Here is an 18,389-nt window from a genome sequence, read left to right as displayed (position 1 = left end):
GCCGTGATCCGGAGCCGAAATCAGAGCGAAATCCTACGCTCGCCTCATGAGCTTGACGACCACGCAGATCCTGGCCACGATCGAGGATCTCGTCGCGCTCGCCCCGCGCGCCACCGGCTCCCCCGGGGGAGCCGCGGCAGCCGCGTACGTCGAGGAGCGCTTCTCCCGCGCGGGCCTTGCGACCGAGATCCTCGAGGTGCCGTCGTTCGCGTGGCGGGCGACCGAATGCCGCGTCGAGGCCGGCGACGCCCTCGCGGTGCCCTGCTCGCCGATCCTGCACTCCGCCCTCCCGGCGCACGATTGGACCGGGGAGGTGCGTCACGTCGTCGAAGCGCCGGTCGTCGACATCGGCGCCGACCGGGTGCGCCGGCACGACGTGCGCGGCACGATCGTGCTGTTCGACCTCACATTCGACATGACGCTCGCGCACACCCTGCCGCTCACGCTGTTCCTGCACGATCCGGGCCGGCGCGTGCTGCGCCGCGACGTGCTGCGCAGCCGCAACCCCTACGTCACCTCGCTCGCCCGCACGATGCGCGACGCCGCGGCGGCGGGTGCCGTGGGTGTCATCGGCGTACTGCGCGACTACCCGGACTCGCTCGGCTACCACAACGAGTACTACCGGCGCACGCTGTTCCGCCTGCCCGGCGCCTGGGTCACGCGCGCGGGAGGCGCGCGGCTGCGCGCGGCGCTGCGCCGCTCGCCCCGGGCGACGATCACCCTGGGCGTCGAGCGCTCGGAGGTGGTCTCGCGCACCGTCATCGGCGTGCTGCCGGGCAGTGATCGCGGAACCCGCGACGAGGCGATCATGATCCAGTCGCATCACGACTCGGTCGGCGACGGAGCAGTGGAGGACGCGTCGGGCGCCGCCGAGGTGATCGCGCTCGCCGAGCAATACGCGGCCGAGTCCCGCGCGGGGCGGCCGCCGCGCAAGACGCTGCTCTTCACGAGCTTCGACACCCACTTCACCGGCTATCAGGCGCACCGGGAATTCGCCCGCCGCCACGTGCTCGCGCCGGACGCACGCTGGCGGATCGTGCTCAACGCCACGATCGAGCACATCGGGCTGCGCGCCGTGGAGGGCGCCGACGGAGGGTTCGAGAGCACCGGGGAGACCGAGCCGCGAGGCATCTTCCTCAACGTGAGCCCGGCGTTCACCGCCCGCATCGCGGGACTGATCCGCCGCCACCGGCTGCATGCGACCAGCATCCTGGGATCGGGGCTGCTGGAGTTCTTCGCGGGCGGCATCCCCACCGACGCCTCGTTCACGTTCGTCTCGGGGGTGCCCACGGTGAGCCTGATCTCCGGCCCGCTCTACCTGTACGACGACGCCGACACGATCGACCGGATCGACGTCGCCCAGCTCGAGCCGGTGGCCCGGTTCTTCGCCGACGTCGTGGACGACGCCGACCGGCACCGCGGCTCGCTCCTGGGCACGCTCCCCGCGGGCCTGCGCCGCCTCCTCCCGCGGGGGCGCTGGTGAGCGACGCGACGGCGTACGGCCCGGCCAGCGGATCCGGTATCCGTCACGGATCCACGCGCATCGTGCGCTTCCCGGGCGAGGACGGACCGGAGACGGGGATCCTGCATCTCCCCCTCGCGGAGGCACCGCTCGGCGGCCATCCGATCGTGGTGCTCGGGCACATGACGACGGGAGGCTCGCGGCGCTCCGCCCCGAGCCTCGGCCATCCGGGGCACCCGGAGTGGCGGCGCATGTCGCAGGGCGATGCCCTGTGCGACCTGCTGCTGCGGCGCGGCATCGCCGTGATGCGGCCGGACTACCCCGGGATCGGCAGCGGCGGAGTGCATCCCTACCTCCTGGGGGCTCCGCTGGCCGGATCCCTACGCGCGATGATGCGCGCCCGCCGCACCCTCGACGACCGGCTCGGCGACGACTGGGTCGCCGCCGGTCATTCCGAGGGCGCCGTCGCCGCGCTGTTCGCCGGCACATCTGCCGAACCCGACGAGCGCAGCCGCCTGCGCGGCGTGGCGGCCGTGACTCCCGTCACCCGGATGGATCTCAGCATCCGCACCTCGCTCGCACTCCCCGGCACCGCGCCGGGCTCGGGAGTGGTCTCGGCGCTCATCGGACTCATGCTGCGCGGCGCGGCCACGGCGGATCCGATCCTCGGGGCGCTGATCGACGGCGACGGCCTCGATCCCGCCGCGCGGGAACGATGGGACGACCTGGACCGCCTCTGCCTCAGCGAACTGGCGGCCGCCGGTTCCTGGGGCGGCATCGCGCCCGGCCGCATCGGCGGACCTGAGGGCAGGGCGCTGTTCGCGCGCCTGTACGCGTCGTTCCGGGAGAACGACGTCGCCGCCCTGACGGGGTTCCGAGTCCCTGTGCGCATCGACGCCGGGTGGTTCGACGAGGTCGCGCCCGCGCCCCTCACCGCCCGGCTGCTGCGGGCCTATCGGCAGGCCGGGGTCGACCTGACGGCCCGCTGGTGGCCGTCGCACCACTCCGGGACGATGCGCGCCCGGCACGCCCCGCGGCACACCGCCGCCTGGATCGCGGCCCGCCTGGCGCGCTGAGCCGGGCAACCCACGTGCTTCGTCTCGCTGCGCTCGCTCAGGAACCCGCGCGCACCGGCTCCTGAGCGAGGAGCGCAGCGATGAGACGAAGGACGCCTCCTCGGCAACACCGGTCAGGCGTGCCGGGCGAGCAGGCGCCGCGCGGCCGCGCTGTGCTCGGCGATGAGCTGCGGCACGTCCAGTCCCACGATCTGCCCGTCGAGCACGCGCCAGACGCCGCCCACCATGACCCGGTCGGCGCGGTCGGCGCCGCACAGCAGCAGCGCGGCCACCGGGTCGTGGCTGCCGGAGAACCGCAGCTCGTCGAGCGTGAACATGGCGAGGTCCGCCTGCTTGCCCGGGGCGAGCACGCCGATGTCGCTGCGGCCCAGGGCACGCGCCGACCCCTGCGTCGCCCAGTCCAGCGCCCGCTCCGGGGTGACCGCCGCGGCGCCGTAGCGGAGCCGCTGCAGGTACAGCGCCTGGCGCACCTCCATCATCATGTTGGAGCCGTCGTTCGACGCGGATCCGTCCACGCCCAGCCCGACCGGGACGCCGGCGGCCTCGAGCTCGACGGCCCGCGCGATGCCGGAAGCCAGGCGCATGTTCGAGGTGGCGCAGTGCGAGACGGCGGTGCCGGCCGCACCGAGCCGCGCGATCTCGGCGTCGTCGAAGTGGATCCCGTGCGCGAGCCAGGTGCGCCCTCCCAGCCAGCCGACGCTGTCGAGGTAGTCCACCGTGCGCAGCCCGAACCGCTCCCGGCAGAAGTCCTCCTCGTCGATGGTCTCCGCGAGGTGGGTGTGCATCCGCACGTCGAGGCGCTCGGCGAGCGCGGCGGTGTCGCGCATCACTCCGGTGGTGACGGAGAAGGGCGAGCACGGTGCGAGCCCGATCTGCACGAAGGCGCCGTCGCCGCGCTCGTGATACGCGCCCACCAGCCGCTCGCTGTCGGCGAGGATGACGTCCGCGTCCTGCACGGTGCTCTGCGGCGGCAGCCCGCCGTCCTCCTCACCCAGCGACATGGATCCGCGCGTCAGCGTCGCCCGCATCCCGAGGCGCTTCACGACCTCGACCTGCACGTCGATGCCGTCCTCGAGCCCGTCGGGGAAGAGGTAGTGGTGGTCGGCCGCCGTGGTGCAGCCGCTCAGCAGCAGCTCGGCGAGCGCGGCGGTGGTCGCGAGCTCGAGGTCGCGCGGGGTGAGCCCCGCCCAGACCCCGTACAGACCCTTCAGCCAGGGGAACAGTTCGGCGCTGACCACGGGCGTCCAGGCCCGGGTGAGGGTCTGATAGAAGTGGTGGTGCGTGTTGATGAGACCCGGGATGATCACGTGCCGCGACGCGTCGACGGTCTCGTCGACGGGCGCCGAGGGAGTGCCTCCGGCGGGCACGGCCTCGAGGATGCGCGACCCCGAGACGACGAGGCCGCCCCGGGCGTCGGCGCTGTCGCCGGTGTGGATCCCCAGCGGGTTCTTCAGCCAGAGGGTGCGGGTGGGTTCGGACATCGGTGCGGCTCCTTCAACGGGATGAGCGGAGCCGGGTGGCCCCGCGGGGGCCAGCTCAGTGTTGACCTGTCTGCTGATCCAGGTTGCCCCCGCGGGGTGGGCGGTGTCAGTGCGCCGGATGCTCCACCGGGACCTCGTTGCCGTCGCGGTCGACGATCTTACCGTCCACGATCGAGTCGCCGTCCTCGAACGCGTCCAGGTAGGCGACCGGGATGCTGCGCGTCGGCGCGGACACGAACGCGTTCTTGCGCTTGACGCTGCCGAGGTGGTTGAACAGCAGGTTCAGCAGGATCGCGGTGACCGCCGCCGAGCTGATGCCCGAGTGGAAGATCGTCACGAACCAGGCCGGCATCGCGTGGTAGATGTCGGGCTTCGCGATCGGGAGCATGCCCACGGCGAGCGAGGTCGCGACGATCACGAGGTTCATGTTGTCCTTGTACTCGACGCGCGCGAGGGTGCGGATGCCCGACGCGGCGACCGATCCGAACAGGACGAGGCCGGCCCCGCCGAGCACGGGCTGCGGGATGGCTCCCACGACCCGCCCGAGCACGGGCAGCAGGCCCAGGATGACGAGAACGCCACCACCGGCGGTCACCACGAAGCGGCTCTTCACGCCGGTGATCGCGACCAGGCCGACGTTCTGCGCGAACGCGGACTGCGTGAAGGTGCCGAAGACCGGCGACACGGCGCTGGAGAGCATGTCGGCCCGCAGGCCCGCGGCGATGCGCTTGGAGTCGACCTTCGTGCCGACGATCTCGCTCACGGCGAGGATGTCGGCCGTGGTCTCGGTGAGCGTCACCAGGATGACGATGAGCATCGAGATGATGGCGGCGATGTTGAAGGTCGGCAGGCCGAAGCCGAAGACCTGCGGAAGGGCGAAGATCGGCCCCTCGCCGACCTTGCTGAAGTCCGCCTTCCCGAGGATGACCGCGACGATGGTGCCGAGCACGATCGCGAGCAGGATCGCAAGACGGGAGATCGCCCCCACCGGGATCTTGCTGAGGATGAGCACGATCACCAGGGTGATGCCGGCGAGCATGAGGTTCTCCGGCAGCGCGCCGTTCTCCGGCTTCGCGCCGGGGCCGTAGATCCAGCCGGCCGCGACCGGCAGCAGGCTGAGGCCGATCGTGGTGATCACGGTGCCCGTCACGACCGGCGGGAAGAAGCGGATGATGGTCGCGAACACCGGGGCGATGAGCAGGCCGATGACCGAGGCGGCGATCACGGATCCGAACACGGCCGGCAGTCCGCCGCCGTTCGTGACGATCGCACCCATGGTGGCGACTCCGGCGAACGAGACGCCCTGCACGAGCGGGAGCTGGGATCCGAAGAACGGGATGCCCACGGTCTGCAGGATGGTGGCCAGACCGCCCATGAACAGGCAGGCGGCGATGAGCACGCCGATGTCGCCCGGCTCGAGGCCCGCGATCTGCCCGATGATGAGCGGCGGCGCGATGATGCCGCCGTACATCGTGAGCACGTGCTGGATTCCGTAGCCGATGGTCGCGCCGATCGACAGCCGCTCGTCCTCGGGACGGGCGACCTCCTTCTTCTGCTTGGTAGTCAATTCGACCTCTTCGTCGTGGGGCAGAGCACCGGGTGAGCCGAGCGCCGGCCGGCATGCAGCGCCAGTGCGGCGATACGGTGCGGGCGCTCCGTCCGTCGCGACGTACGGGACGGACTGCTGTTGGTCCAGGTGCGTCTCCGGCTCTGGAGACTTCCTCAGGCTACGGCGGCACTCCCGCAGGAGTCAAGAACTTTTTCCGAATCTCGGATCGTGGTTTCCGCAATGCGGATATCCTGATGACGTGCATCAGCGCCTGGAGACACAGGAAAGGGGCCCGGATCAGGAAGATCCGGGCCCCTGCGTCCTTCGTCTCGCTGCGCGGATCCTGACAGCGAAGCGAGACGAAGGGCGCTCAGGAACCAGCGCCGGCGTCAGTCGTCGAGCAGCTCGGCCTCGATCACGTCGTCGGCATCCGCCGGCGGCGCCACCGGATCCGCGGGCCCCTCGCTGGTGAGCACGAGGCCGGATCCGTCCGCGGCGACATCCACCCGCACGATGTCGCCGTCGCGTACGCGACCGCTGAGCAGCGCCGTGGCGAGCTTGTTCTGCACCTCGGTCTGGATGAGGCGGCGCAGCGGCCGCGCACCGAACACCGGGTCGTAGCCGCGCTCGGCGAGCCACGACCGCGCGTCCGGCGTGACGCCGAGCGTGAGCCGGCGCTCGTGCAGTCGGCGCTGCAGCTGGTCCACCGCGAGCTCCACGATCTGCGCCAGGTCGTCCTCGCTGAGAGCCGCGAACATCACGATGTCGTCGAGCCGGTTCAGGAACTCCGGGCGGAACGACTGCCGCACCAGCGCCATCACCGCCTCGCGCTTGTCCTCGGGCGACATCACCGGGTCGATGAGGATCGGGGATCCGATGTTGCTGGTGAGGATGAGGATGACGTTCGAGAAGTCGACCGTGCGCCCCTGGCCGTCGGTCAGGCGGCCGTCGTCGAGCACCTGCAGCAGCACGTCGAACACCTCGGGATGCGCCTTCTCGATCTCGTCGAGCAGCACCACGCTGTACGGGCGCCGGCGCACGGCCTCGGTGAGCTGACCGCCCTGCTCGTAGCCGACGTACCCCGGAGGGGCGCCGACGAGGCGCGAGACGGTGTGCTTCTCCCCGTACTCCGACATGTCGATGCGCACCATGGCGCGCTCGTCGTCGAAGAGGAATTCGGCGAGTGCCTTGGCGAGCTCGGTCTTGCCCACACCGGTGGGACCGAGGAACAGGAACGAGCCGGTGGGGCGGCCCGGGTCGCTGATCCCGGCGCGGGAGCGGCGCACGGCGTCGGAGACGGCGCGCACGGCGTCCTTCTGGCCGATCAGGCGCTTGCCGAGCTCGCTCTCCAGGTGCAGCAGCTTCTCGGTCTCGCCCTGCAGGAGCCGGCCCACCGGGATCCCGGTCCAGGCGGCGATCACGGCGGCGATGTCCTCGTCGGTGACCTGCTCGTTGACCATCCGGCCCTGCTGGGCGTCGACGGTGGCCTCGGCCTGCTCGGCTTCGGCGATGTCGCGCTCGAGGCGCTTGATGGTCTCGTACTCCAGCTTCGACGCGCGCGCGTAATCGGCCTGGCGCATGGCCAGGTCGCGCTGCGTGATGGCGTCGTCGAGCTGCTTCTTGAGCTCGCCGACGCGGTTCAGCCCCTGCCGCTCTCGCGCCCAGCGAGCCTCGAGGTCGGCGAGCTCCTTCTCCATGTCGGCGAGCTGCTCGCGCAGGTGCCCGAGACGCTCCTTCGACGCCGGATCCTTCTCCTTCTTCAGGGCCAGCTCTTCGATCTTCATGCGGTCGACCTGGCGCTTGAGCTGGTCGACCTCGACCGGACTGGAGTCGATCTCCATCTTCAGCCGCGACATCGACTCGTCGATCAGGTCGATCGCCTTGTCCGGCAGCTGACGGCTGGGGATGTAGCGGTTCGAGAGCGCCGCCGCCGCGACCAGCGCGTTGTCGGAGATGGTCACCCCGTGGTGCGCCTCGTAGCGGCCCTTGAGTCCGCGCAGGATCGCGATGGTGTCCTCGACCGACGGCTCGCCGACGTAGACCTGCTGGAAGCGGCGCTCGAGGGCGGCGTCCTTCTCGATGAACTCGCGGTACTCGTTGAGCGTGGTGGCGCCGATGAGGCGCAGCTCACCACGGGCCAGCATGGGCTTGAGCATGTTGGAGGCGGCGACGGATCCCTCTCCCCCGCCCGCGCCCATGAGCACGTGCAGCTCGTCGATGAAGGTGATGATGCGGCCGTCGGACTCGGTGATCTCCTTGAGCACGCTCTTCAGGCGCTCCTCGAACTGGCCGCGGTACATCGCGCCGGCCACGAGGGCGGAGATGTCCAGGGCGACGAGCTCCTTGTCCTTCAGCGACTCGGCCACGTCCCCCGCGACGATGCGCTGCGCGAGCCCCTCCACGACCGCGGTCTTGCCGACGCCCGGCTCACCGATGAGCACCGGGTTGTTCTTGGTGCGTCGGGTGAGCACCTGGCTCACCCGCCGGATCTCCGTGTCGCGTCCGATCACCGGGTCGAGCTTGCCCTGCCGGGCGCGATCGGTGAGGTTGATGCCGAACTGCTCGAGCGCCGATTGCTGCTCGTCCTGCTGTGCCGTCTGAGGGGTGGCCATTCGTCCTCCTGAAGTCTCCTTGCGTGTGGTGCGGAAGAGTCGGATCCGGTCCGCCCTTCAAAGTTGAGTTGATACGACTCAAGTTTAGCGGATGGGGGTCACGGAGACAAGGGTCCGGGGACGTGCAAAAAGCCGGCCCGATCAGACGATCGGGCCGGCTTCTGCGAGGGAGAGGGTCGGCAGCGGATCCGCCGCCGATGGGGACGCCGTTGTCCGCGCATCGTCGGCGAGCCGAGTGCCGTGGAGTCAGCCGACCTCCGCCATGCCGCGGCGCAGCAGTCGGCCGCGCGGCGTGGTGAAGTCGATCTCCTCGCCGTGCAGGTAGGTCTTGCGGACGCGACCGGCGAGCGGCTTGCCGTTGTACGGCGTGAGCGGGTTCTTGTGGTGAAGCTTCGTGACGTCCACGATGTAGGCGTCGTCGGCCGCGAAGATCGAGAAGTCGGCGTCGTAGCCGGGCGCGATGCGCCCCTTGCCGGTGAGACCGGCGAACTGCGCCGGCTTCTCGCTCATCCACGAGACCACGGTCTCCAGCGACAGCCCGCGCTGGCGCGCCTCGGTCCAGATCAGCGACAGGCCGAGCTGCAGCGACGCGACGCCGCCCCAGGCCACCGCGAAGTCGCCGTTCTCCAGGTCCTTGAGATCCAGCGTCGACGGCGAGTGGTCGGACACGATGAAGTCGATCGTGCCGTCCTCCAGCCCCTGCCAGAGCAGCTCGCGGTTGCCGGCCTCGCGGATCGGCGGACAGCACTTGAACGCGGTCGCGCCGTGCGGGATCTCCTCCGCGGTGAGGGTGAGATAGTGCGGGCAGGTCTCGACGGTCAGCTTGATGCCGTCGTGCTTGGCCGAGCGCAGCATGGGCAGCGCGTCCGACGAGGACAGGTGCAGGATGTGCGCCCGAGCGCCGGTCCAGCGGGCGCGCTCGATCACCTCGGCGATCGCGAGGTTCTCCGCACCGCGCGGACGCGAGGCGAGGAACTTGGCGTAGTCGTCGCCGTCGGGCTTGGGGGCGCGGTCGATGGCGCGGGAGTCCTCGGCGTGCACAATCATGACCGAGTCGAAGGTGGCGAGCTCGCGCATGTCCTCCTCGAGCTCATCCGGATCCAGCGGCGGGAACTCGTCGACGCCGCTGTGCAGCAGGAAGCACTTGAACCCGAATGCGCCCGCGTCGTGCAGCCCGCGCAGCTTATCGCGGTTGCCCGGAACCGCGCCGCCCCAGAAGCCCACGTCGACGTGCACCTGGTCGCGGGCGACGTCGCGCTTGATGTCCAGCGCCTCCACGTCGATCGTCGGGGGGATGCTGTTCAGCGGCATGTCCAGGATCGTGGTGACGCCACCGGCCGCGGCCGCCTTCGTCGCGGATGCGAAGCCCTCCCACTCGGTGCGGCCCGGCTCGTTCACGTGCACATGGGTGTCGACGAGACCGGGGATCAGCGTCTCGTCGTCGGCGAGCTCGATGATCCGGTCGCCCTGAAGGCCGTTGCCGAGCGGCTCCATCGCGAGGATGACGCCGTCGCGGACGCCCACCTCGCGGGACCGGATCCCGGAGCTGGTGAGGACCCGCTCCCCGCGGATCACCAGGTCGAAGTGCGAACCCGAGTGGTCCTGCGACGTTCCCTCGGCGTTGTTTTCGGTCTCCTGCGCCATGTTGCGGAGTTCCCTTCTGCCGGCGCCGCCGCCGGCCTCGTCTGACTGGTCTCTGAGATGAATCGATTGTGCTCTGGATTCAGCGCGCGGGCACCGGGAATCCGGTGATGCGCTTCGGCCGCGGCGCCGCGTAGGTGCGGATCTTGGACGTCGAGAGCCCGAGACGGACGAGGCTCTCAGCCACGGCGACCGCGGCCTGCACGCCGTCCACGACCGGTACGCCGCAGCGCTCGACGACGCGGTCCTTGAGCTCGGCCATGCCGCCGCAGCCGAGCACGATGACCTCGGCGCGGTCGATCTCCACGGCCTTCTGCGCCTCGGCGGCGATCGCCTCGATCGCACGCTCCGGATCGGACTCGAGCTCGAGCACGCCGAGCCCCGAAGAGCGCACCGACGCGCAGCGGTCGTGAAGACCGCCGAGGATCAGCCGATCCTCGATGAGCGGCACGGTGCGGTCGAGGGTGGTCACCACCGAGTACGAGCGACCCAGGAACATCGCCGTGGAGGCCGCGGCGTCTGTGATGTCGACCACGGGGACCGTGAGCAGCTCCTGAAGGCCTTCCCGGCCGTGCTCGCCGTACCCGGCCTGGATGACGGCGTCGTACGGACCCTCGTATCGGAGAACCTTGTCCATCACCGCGATCGCGGCGAGATAGCTCTCGAAATTGCCTTCGCAGCTGTCGGCGCCGAAGTCGGGTGTCAGTCCGACGATCTCGGTCCCCGGCGATGCCGCCGCGCGTGCCGCCTCGGCGATGGCGTCGGTCATCGCCTCGGTGGTGTTGACGTTCGCGACGAGAATGCGCATGACGCTCCTCTCCTGATCTCAGTGGCTGACGTCCACCGCGATCGCGGTGCCGTCGACGTCGTGGAAGGGACCGCGCCGGTCGGCGATGATCGCGTAGATGATCGCGGCGGATCCGGCGGCGACGAACCAGGAGAAGTCGCTGATCGCCTGGAAGACCGGCAGGAACGTGAACAGCAGGGACAGGGCGCCCGCGATGATCAGCGCGATCACGGCGCGGGGGTTGAAGCCCTTCACGTAGGCGTACTCGCCGACCGGAGAGTCGGAGTACAGCTGGGGCACGTTGATCCGCTGCTTCTTGATCAGCCAGTAGTCGACCATGATGATGCCGAACAGCGGGCCGAGCAGGGCTCCGAGGCCGCCCAGGAACACGCCGATCACGACCGGGGAGTTGTACATGTTCCAGGGCGTGATCACGAGGCCGATCACGGCGGAGATCAGGGCCGCACGCCGGAAGTTCAGGTGCCGCGGGAACAGATTGTTCAGGGCGTAGGTCGGTGCCACGAAGTTGGCCATCAGGTTGACCGCGACGGTCAGGGCGATCAGGGCCAGCGACGCGAGCACGAGCAGGAACGTGTTCGGGATGGCCGCGACGATCTCGGAGGGCGAAGTGATGAGCGTGCCGTTGATCGTGAAGCTGCCGCCGGTGAGGATCACGACGATGACGCCGAAGAACAGCATGTTGATCGGGATTCCCCAGAAGTTGCCCTTGACGATCGCCCTGCGCGACTTGGCGCCGCGGGTGAAGTCGCAGAAGTTGAGCACGAAGGTGCCGTAGATCGAGACCCACAGCGACGCGGCGCCGAGCATCCGGATCCAGCTCTCGTCGCCCGCGGCCGTCTTCGTCGGCGCCCAGTCGACCTGGAAGCCGGACTGCACGAGCACCCAGACCGCGAGGACCACGAATGTGGCGAGGATGATCGGGCCGGCGAACGCCTCGTACTTGCGGATCATCTCCATGCCGTAGCTGACGATGATCACCTGGACGATCCACAGCGCGGCGAAGGTGATCCAGCCCAGCGGCGACAGACCGAGGAAGGATCCGCCCTGCAGATCCTTCATGCCGGGGGCGATGGCGATCAGGACGACCTGCAGCACCTGGGACGCGAGGTAGGTCTGGATGCCGAACCAGGCGATCGCGACGCAGCCGCGGAGCAGGCCCGGGATCTGCGCGCCGTGGACGCCGAACGCGATCCGGCTCATGACCGGGAAGGGCACGCCGGTCTTCTCGCCCATGAACCCGGAGAGACTCAGGAGCAGGAAGAGGAACAGTGCGCCGAAACCGAGCGCGCCGAGGATCTGCCCGCCCGAGAGGCCGAGCGTGAAGAGGCCGATCGCGAACGCGTAGTTCCCGAGACTGTGCACGTCGTTCGCCCAGAGGGTGAAGATGCTGTACGCGCTCCAGTGGCGGCTCGGCCGATTGGTGGGAGCGAGATCCCGGTTGTACAGACGGGGGCTGATGCCCGCCTGCACCGCGAACACGGCTGAGGGCGCCTCATCGAGCCCCTCGGAGCTGCGGCTCGGTACATGGACGTAATCGTTGGACGTCATCGTGATTTGAACCCCTCTCGGCGGCGACAGTGCCGTCGACACTCGATTTCACAATCCGGAATCAAGGTTTCGGATGAAGATATGGTCGCGCCAGGATCCGAAGGGGACAACATCGTTTGCGGAATTTGGATCGGCTTCGGGCGCTCGACGGCGCCGGACCCGCCGCCGCGGATCACATTGCGGGCTCAGACGCGTGCCTCGGCCGCGCCGTCGAGGCACGCTCCACCAGTTCGAACTCGAGCCGCAGGTGCGACGTGAGCGGTGCGGCGCTGCTCAGCCGGCGCTCCAGCAGCCGCGTCAGCTGCGACGCCCAGACCTGAAGGTTCGCCTTCATCGCCGTGACCGGCACCGTGGCGCGCTCCGCGATGACGCTGTCCATCATGTTGGCGACCAGCACGTCTTCTGGCACGCGGAGCCCTCGCGCCCGAACCGTCTCGATCGCCCCCACCGCGAACACATCCGATGAGGTGAGGAAGGCATCGGGCGGCGTCGGCGTGCCCAGCAGCGAGTCGGCCGCCGCCGCACCGCCGTTCTGCCCGCGGACGGGTTCCAGCTCCCTCACCAGTACGGGGAGGCCCCGCGAGCGCATCTCCTGAACGTAGACGCCCGCGATCGAGTCCAGGTACGTGTTGTGCGTCGACCCCACGATCAGCGCCGGACGCCGCGCCCCGCGCTCCAGCAGATGGGTGAGGAGCGCTCGCGCATTGGCGACGTGGTCGGCGCTGATCCACCACGGGAACTCATCGTCGTCGGGATCCCGATCCAGGGTCACGGTCGGGATGCCGCGCTGGATGAGGGCGCGGAGCACCTCGTCCCCGCGGCGCGGGTGCAGCAGCACGAAGGCATCCAGCCTGCCGATCTGCGCGCCGATGTCATCGAGCGAGAGGAACGAGGAGACGGAGAAGCCGGCACTCAGCAGGGCCACCAGAACCGCCCCGGCGACAGACGTGAACGCATCGGAGCCGGACGCGAACCCGGGGATCGCCTCCGGCGGGCGCAGCAGAAGGCCGACGGTGCGCTGACCGGTGTCGCGCTCCATCGTGAAGCCGAGGTCGAAGGCGGCCTTGAGCACCGCCGCCTTGGTCGCGGCCGACACCGGGCGGCGCCCGCTGAACGCGTGCGACGCGGTCGTCGGGGAGACTCCAGCAAGGGCCGCCACATCACGCAGGCGCGGGCGCTCCGTCATGCGTGCACCTCGACCGTGAGATCTTCCACCGCATCCTCGAGATCGTTCACCGACCTCCGATCCTACGCGCGACGACGACGGCGGCGGCGGCGGCGGCGAGCATGTCAGCCGGTGCGTGCGGTCCCGGCGCTTCGACAGGCTCAGCGTTCGGGACGACTCAGGCCCGCGCGGCGAGCTGCCCGATCTCGGCGCCGATGCGGCGGCCCACCTCGGTGAGCAGGCGGACCGCCTCGGCCATACTGCGGGCCGGATCCGGCTCGAGCTCGCTGAGCGCGTAGACCCGCTCGAAGCCCGCTGCGGCCGCAGCCTCGGGGGTCAGGGTGGATCGGCCGCACACCGCGATGACGGGGATTCCCGCCTCGCGCGCCGCCGCGGCGACGCCGAGCGGGGTCTTGCCGCCCAGGCTCTGGTCGTCGAGGCTGCCCTCGCCGGTGATCACGAGGTCGGCCCTGGTGTCGTCGGCGCCGAGCGCGTCGGCGAGGCCGGTGAGGCGCTGTACGACCTCGACGCCGGGCTCGCGCCGGGCACCGAGCGCTGCGAGCGCCGCATAGCCGACGCCCCCCGCACCTCCCGCCCCGGGCAGCTCGGCGGCGGGGCGGATACCGGGCTGCTGCTCGAGCAGTGCGACGTAGCGGGCGAGAGCCGCGTCGAGGGCGGCGACGTCGTCCGGGCTCGCGCCCTTCTGCGGCCCGAACACCGCGGCCGCACCGCGCTCGCCGAGCAGCGGGTTGTCCACGTCGCTCGCGAGCACGATCTCGACGTCGGCGAGCCGCGGATCCAGATCCGAGACATCGACCGCTGCGATGCGGGCGAGCGCGCCGCCGCCTCCCGGCAGCTCGTCGCCGTCGGCGTCGCGGAGCGAGACCCCGAGCGCCTGCAGCATGCCTGCGCCGCCGTCGGTGTTGGCGCTGCCGCCGATCCCGAGCACGATGCTCACAGCCCCGTGATCGAGCGCCGCCCGGATGAGCTCCCCCGTGCCGCGGCTCGTGGCGCCGAGCGCATCCTTGACGCCGCCGGGGAGCAGGTCGAGCCCGCTGGCGGCGGCCATCTCGATGATCGCCTGCGTGCCGCGCACCCCGAAGCGCGCCTCGACCGGCTGCCCCGTGGGCCCCGTCACTGTCGCGGTAACCGCCTCGAACCCGGCGGCGAGCGCGGCATCGACCGTGCCCTCGCCGCCGTCCGCGACGGGGACCGCGTCGATGACGGTCCCTGGCGCGGCCTCCGAGATCCCCGCGGCGAGCGCGGCGGCGACCTCCGGCCCCGTGGCGGAGCCCTTGAACTTGTCCGAGGCGATCAGGATGCGCATGCGTCTACCTTGGCAGGGTTCAGTCGAGCAGCGCGTAGATCGCCTCGGGGGCGTCGGCGGGCGACGTGGCGAGGTCCTCGAACTCGTTCACGGTGTCGAGATCCGCACCCATGGCGATGTTGGTGACGCGCTCGAGGATGACCTCGACCACCACCGGCACCTGGAACTCGTCGCGCAGGCGCTGCGCCTCGGCGAAGCCCGCGGCGAGGTCCTCGGGACGCTCGACGCGCAGCGCCTTGCAGCCCAGGCCCTCGGCGACCTTGACGTGGTCCACGCCGTAGCCGGTGGCGATGGACGACGCGTCCTGCGGGGTGTTCACGTTGTCGAACGCGAGCGAGACCTCGTAGTCCATCTCGAAGCCGCGCTGGGACTGGCGGATCAGGCCGAGGTAGCTGTTGTTCACCACGACGTGGATGTACGGCAGCTTGTGCTGCGCACCCACGGCGAGCTCCTCGATCATGAACTGGAAGTCGTAGTCGCCCGAGAGCGCGACGACCTGCTCGCCCGGCTTGCCGCGCACGACGCCGAGGGCGGCGGGGCCCGTCCAGCCCAGCGGGCCGGCCTGGCCGGCGTTGATCCACTTGCGCGGGCCGTAGGCGTGCAGCAGCTGCGCGCCGGCGATCTGCGACAGGCCGATCGTGGTGACGTACGTGGTGTCGCGATCGAACGCCGAGAGCATCTCCTGGTACACACGGTGCGGCTTCATCGGCACGTTGTCGAAGTTCGTCTTGCGCTGCAGGCGCGCCTTGCGATCCCGGCACTCCTGCGCCCAGCCGTTGTAGTCGGGCAGCTCGGCGACGCGGTCGCGGGCCGCCTCGAGCAGCGCGTCGATGAACGCGCCCGCGTCGGAGACCACGCCGTAGTCGGGCGCGAACACGCGGCCGATCTGGGTGGGCTCGATGTCGACGTGCACGAAGGTGCGGCCCTTGCGGTAGGTGTCCAGGCCGCCGGTGTGACGGTTCGCCCAGCGGTTGCCGATGCCGAGCACGAAGTCGCTCTCCAGGAAGCTCGCGTTGCCGTAGCGCTGCGAGGTCTGGATCCCGACGAGGCCGGCGGCCAGCGGGTGGTCGTCGGGCAGCACGCCCCAGCCCATCAGGGTCGGGAACACGGGCACGCCGAGGGTCTCGGCGAGCTCGACGAGCTTCTCCGAGGCGCCGGAGTTCACGACGCCGCCGCCCGCGATGATCGCGGGGTGCTGGGCGGCGACGAGCATGTCGAGCACCTTCTCGGCCTGCGCGCGGGTCGCGGCGGGCTTGGCCACCGGCAGCGGCTCGTAGGTGTCGATGTCGAACTCGATCTCGGTCATCTGCACGTCGAACGGCAGATCGATGAGCACGGGTCCGGGGCGGCCGGAGCGCATGATCTGGAACGCGGTCTGGAAGACGCCGGGCACCTGGGCGCCCTCGAGCACGGTCTTGGCGAACTTGGTGACGGGCTTCGCGATCGATGCGATGTCGACGGCCTGGAAGTCCTCCTTGTCGAGCTTCGCCACCGGCGCCTGGCCGGTGATGCAGAGCATCGGGATGGAGTCGGCGATCGCGGCGTACAGGCCGGTGATCATGTCGGTGCCGGCGGGGCCGGAGGTGCCCAGGCACACGCCGATGCGGCCGTCGGCCGTGCGGCTGTAGCCGTCGGCCATGTGGCTCGCGCCCTCGACGTGGCGAGCGAGGGTGTGCCGGATGCCGCCGTTGGCGCGCATCGCGGAGTAGAGCGGGTTGATGGCGGCACCGGGGAGGCCGAACGCCTCGTCCGCCCCCTCCTTGATGAGGATCTGGACGATCGCGTCCACTGCGCGCATGCGGGTCATGGGAGTTTCCTTAGGTTCCGTGGGGTCGCTCGCGCCCTTCGTCTCGTCGCTTCGCTTCTCGCTCAGGGACCGGCCTTGGGTCGGTTCCTGAGCGAGCGGAGCGAGACGAAGGACGCCTGGGCGACCCCGAAAAGTGTGGGTCAGTCGCGGCCGGAGAGCTCGGTGGTGAGCTTGAACAGACCGGAGTGGTCGAGGCCGCCGTCGCCACGGGCGACGAGGGCGTTCACGAGCTGCGCGACGGCGGCGCCGAGGGGGACGGTGACCCCCGCCGAACGCGCCGCCGAGGTGACGATGCCCAGATCCTTGTTGTGGAGGGCGAGACGGAAGCCGGGCGCGAAGTCGCGGTTCAGCATCTTCTGCCCCTTCTGGTCGAGGACCTTGGATCCGGCCAGGCCGCCGCCGAGAACCTTCAGCGCCGCGTCGGTGTCGACGCCGAACGCCTCGAGGAAGACGACCGCCTCGGCCAGGGCCTGGATGTTGACGGCCACGATGAGCTGGTTGGCGGCCTTCACGGTCTGTCCGGCGCCGGAGGGGCCGACGTGCACGATGGTCTTGCCGATCGCGTTCAGCACGGGCTCGGCCTTGGCGAAGTCCTCCGGAGACCCGCCGACCATGATCGACAGCACGGCGTCGATCGCGCCCTGCTCCCCGCCGGAGACAGGGGCGTCGACGGCACCGAGGCCGGCGGCCACGGCCTCCTCCGCGAGTTCCTTGGCCACGTCGGGCCGGATCGAGGAGTTGTCGATCCACAGCGCGCCGGCCTTGGCGTTCGCGAAGACGCCGTCCGGGCCCTGCACTACGCCGGCCACGTCGGGCGAGTCCGGAACCATCGTGATGATGACGTCGGCGTCCTTCACGGCGTCGGCGATGCCGGTCGCGCCGGTGCCGCCGGCGGCGACGAGCTCGTCGATCGCCTCCCGGCTGCGGTTGTAGCCGACGACGTCGTAGCCGGCGGTGACGAGGTTCTTGGCCATGGGCAGGCCCATGATGCCGAGGCCGATGAATGCGATGCGGGTCATGTCTTCGCTCCTTCGCGGGAAGTCGGTGCGGGTCAGGCCTGAGCGGCCGCGGTGGTGACCCAGGCGAAGGGATCCGCCTGGGTGGCCTTGTACTCGAGGCCGATGACGCCGTCGTAGCCGCCGGCCTGGGCGTCGGCGATCCACTGCGCGAGCGGCAGCTCGCCGGTGCCGGGCTCGCCGCGGCCGGGGGCGTCGGCGATCTGGATGTGGCCGAACTCGGCGGCGTGGCCGGCGATGACCGCGGGCACGTCGTCGCCGTTGACGGCGAGGTGGTAGAAGTCGGCGAGGAGCTTGACGTTGTCGACGCCCTCCTCCTGCTGCACCCGCTCGATGATCGCGAGCGCGTCGGCCGCCGTCTTCAGCGGGTAGGTCTCCATGCCAGAAACGGGCTCGAGCAGCACGACACCGCCGAGCTCGGCCACCGCACGGCCCGCTGCAGCGAGGTTGCGCACGGCGAGGTCGTCCTGCGCCTGCGCGTCGACGCCCTCGAGGCGGTTGCCGTACAGGGCGTTGAAGGCCTTGGTGCCGAGGCGGCGGCCGATCTCGACGACGACGTCGACGTTGGCGGCGAACTCGTCCTCGCGGCCGACCCACGACACCAGGCCGCGGTCGCCGCCCGGCATGTCCCCGGCGAAGAAGTTGAGTCCGGTGAGCTGCACGCCGGCATCCTGGATCGCCGCGACGAACGCGTCGACCTCGTCCTGAGCAGGCACGGCAACCGAGAACGGCCACCAGAACTCCACAGCGTCGAAACCCGCAGCCTTCACGGCGGCCGGGCGCTCGAGGAGCGGCAGCTCGGTCAGCAGGATCGAGGCGTTGACGGTGTAACTCATGAGATCGTCCTTGATGTCTGTCTTGGGTTCTTCCGAATTATGGAAAGAAAATCTTGATTGA

13 protein-coding genes are annotated in these 18,389 nt (G+C 70.3%); 2 read left to right on the top strand and 11 right to left on the bottom strand.

The genetic code is table 11. The features are described 5' to 3' along the window. The first annotated feature begins 46 nt into the window (after window positions 1-46). Together AERO9AM_RS01185 and AERO9AM_RS01180 are read left to right on the top strand one after the other, a co-directional pair. On the top strand, window positions 47-1,483 hold the full coding sequence (locus AERO9AM_RS01185; protein WP_159574516.1) for a M28 family metallopeptidase: 1,437 nt from the start codon (window positions 47-49) through the stop codon (window positions 1,481-1,483). Continuing rightward, window positions 1,480-2,538: an alpha/beta hydrolase family protein gene (locus AERO9AM_RS01180; protein WP_159574515.1), complete on the top strand. Its 1,059-nt coding sequence runs from the start codon at window positions 1,480-1,482 to the stop codon at window positions 2,536-2,538. The genes AERO9AM_RS01185 and AERO9AM_RS01180 overlap by 4 nt, the downstream gene beginning before the upstream one ends. Window positions 2,539-2,651: 113 nt before the next feature. Here AERO9AM_RS01180 and AERO9AM_RS01175 read toward each other — a convergent pair whose 3' ends face one another. The 11 genes from AERO9AM_RS01175 to AERO9AM_RS01125 form a co-directional block, all read right to left on the bottom strand. After that, a complete protein-coding gene (locus AERO9AM_RS01175; RefSeq protein WP_159574514.1) occupies window positions 2,652-4,019 on the bottom strand; it encodes an 8-oxoguanine deaminase in 1,368 nt (455 codons plus the stop codon). Window positions 4,020-4,125: 106 nt separating this feature from the next. Further along, the gene (locus tag AERO9AM_RS01170) at window positions 4,126-5,586 is read right to left on the bottom strand and encodes a nucleobase:cation symporter-2 family protein (RefSeq protein WP_236602438.1); all 1,461 of its coding nucleotides are present in this window, start codon (window positions 5,584-5,586) and stop codon (window positions 4,126-4,128) included. A gap of 371 nt (window positions 5,587-5,957) precedes the next feature. Beyond that, window positions 5,958-8,180, bottom strand: coding sequence for an ATP-dependent Clp protease ATP-binding subunit (locus AERO9AM_RS01165; protein ID WP_159574513.1), 2,223 nt, complete (start codon window positions 8,178-8,180; stop codon window positions 5,958-5,960). A 246-nt stretch (window positions 8,181-8,426) separates the two neighbouring features. Then, entirely contained in the window at window positions 8,427-9,824 is a 1,398-nt protein-coding gene (allB, locus tag AERO9AM_RS01160) for an allantoinase AllB (RefSeq protein ID WP_159574512.1), read from the bottom strand. Window positions 9,825-9,903: 79 nt separating this feature from the next. Beyond that, on the bottom strand, window positions 9,904-10,629 hold the full coding sequence (locus AERO9AM_RS01155) for an aspartate/glutamate racemase family protein (RefSeq protein WP_159574511.1): 726 nt from the start codon (window positions 10,627-10,629) through the stop codon (window positions 9,904-9,906). Window positions 10,630-10,647: 18 nt separating this feature from the next. Next, the gene (locus AERO9AM_RS01150; protein ID WP_159574510.1) at window positions 10,648-12,177 is read right to left on the bottom strand and encodes an NCS1 family nucleobase:cation symporter-1; all 1,530 of its coding nucleotides are present in this window, start codon (window positions 12,175-12,177) and stop codon (window positions 10,648-10,650) included. Window positions 12,178-12,349: 172 nt separating this feature from the next. After that, window positions 12,350-13,363, bottom strand: coding sequence for a LacI family DNA-binding transcriptional regulator (locus AERO9AM_RS01145; RefSeq protein ID WP_159574509.1), 1,014 nt, complete (start codon window positions 13,361-13,363; stop codon window positions 12,350-12,352). A 157-nt stretch (window positions 13,364-13,520) separates the two neighbouring features. Further along, window positions 13,521-14,669, bottom strand: coding sequence for a glycerate kinase (locus AERO9AM_RS01140; RefSeq protein WP_159574508.1), 1,149 nt, complete (start codon window positions 14,667-14,669; stop codon window positions 13,521-13,523). 19 nt (window positions 14,670-14,688) lie between these two features. Continuing rightward, window positions 14,689-16,476, bottom strand: coding sequence for a glyoxylate carboligase (gene gcl, locus AERO9AM_RS01135; protein WP_159574507.1), 1,788 nt, complete (start codon window positions 16,474-16,476; stop codon window positions 14,689-14,691). 140 nt (window positions 16,477-16,616) lie between these two features. Continuing rightward, window positions 16,617-17,531 (bottom strand): 2-hydroxy-3-oxopropionate reductase, encoded by a 915-nt coding sequence (locus tag AERO9AM_RS01130; protein ID WP_268892388.1) that lies wholly within the window; start codon window positions 17,529-17,531, stop codon window positions 16,617-16,619. After that, window positions 17,528-18,328, bottom strand: coding sequence for a hydroxypyruvate isomerase family protein (locus AERO9AM_RS01125; protein ID WP_159574505.1), 801 nt, complete (start codon window positions 18,326-18,328; stop codon window positions 17,528-17,530). Before AERO9AM_RS01125 ends, AERO9AM_RS01130 begins: the two co-directional genes overlap by 4 nt. Window positions 18,329-18,389 lie beyond the last annotated feature (61 nt).

Source organism: Microbacterium sp. 8M, from assembly GCF_902506375.1.
Taxonomy (GTDB): Bacteria; Actinomycetota; Actinomycetes; order Actinomycetales; family Microbacteriaceae; genus Microbacterium.
Note: the sequence above shows the minus strand (reverse complement) of the source record. Positions and strands in the feature narration are given on the sequence as shown.

What these genes read in the sequence shown, in the direction of transcription:
- gcl (WP_159574507.1), bottom strand. Translation starts at nt 16,476, where the DNA reads ATGACCCGCATGCGCGCAGTGGACGCGATCGTCCAGATCCTCATCAAG.
- AERO9AM_RS01185 (WP_159574516.1), top strand. Translation starts at nt 47, where the DNA reads ATGAGCTTGACGACCACGCAGATCCTGGCCACGATCGAGGATCTCGTC.
- AERO9AM_RS01155 (WP_159574511.1), bottom strand. Translation starts at nt 10,629, where the DNA reads ATGCGCATTCTCGTCGCGAACGTCAACACCACCGAGGCGATGACCGAC.
- AERO9AM_RS01145 (WP_159574509.1), bottom strand. Translation starts at nt 13,363, where the DNA reads ATGACGGAGCGCCCGCGCCTGCGTGATGTGGCGGCCCTTGCTGGAGTC.
- allB (WP_159574512.1), bottom strand. Translation starts at nt 9,824, where the DNA reads ATGGCGCAGGAGACCGAAAACAACGCCGAGGGAACGTCGCAGGACCAC.
- AERO9AM_RS01165 (WP_159574513.1), bottom strand. Translation starts at nt 8,180, where the DNA reads ATGGCCACCCCTCAGACGGCACAGCAGGACGAGCAGCAATCGGCGCTC.
- AERO9AM_RS01150 (WP_159574510.1), bottom strand. Translation starts at nt 12,177, where the DNA reads ATGACGTCCAACGATTACGTCCATGTACCGAGCCGCAGCTCCGAGGGG.
- AERO9AM_RS01140 (WP_159574508.1), bottom strand. Translation starts at nt 14,669, where the DNA reads ATGCGCATCCTGATCGCCTCGGACAAGTTCAAGGGCTCCGCCACGGGG.
- AERO9AM_RS01125 (WP_159574505.1), bottom strand. Translation starts at nt 18,328, where the DNA reads ATGAGTTACACCGTCAACGCCTCGATCCTGCTGACCGAGCTGCCGCTC.
- AERO9AM_RS01175 (WP_159574514.1), bottom strand. Translation starts at nt 4,019, where the DNA reads ATGTCCGAACCCACCCGCACCCTCTGGCTGAAGAACCCGCTGGGGATC.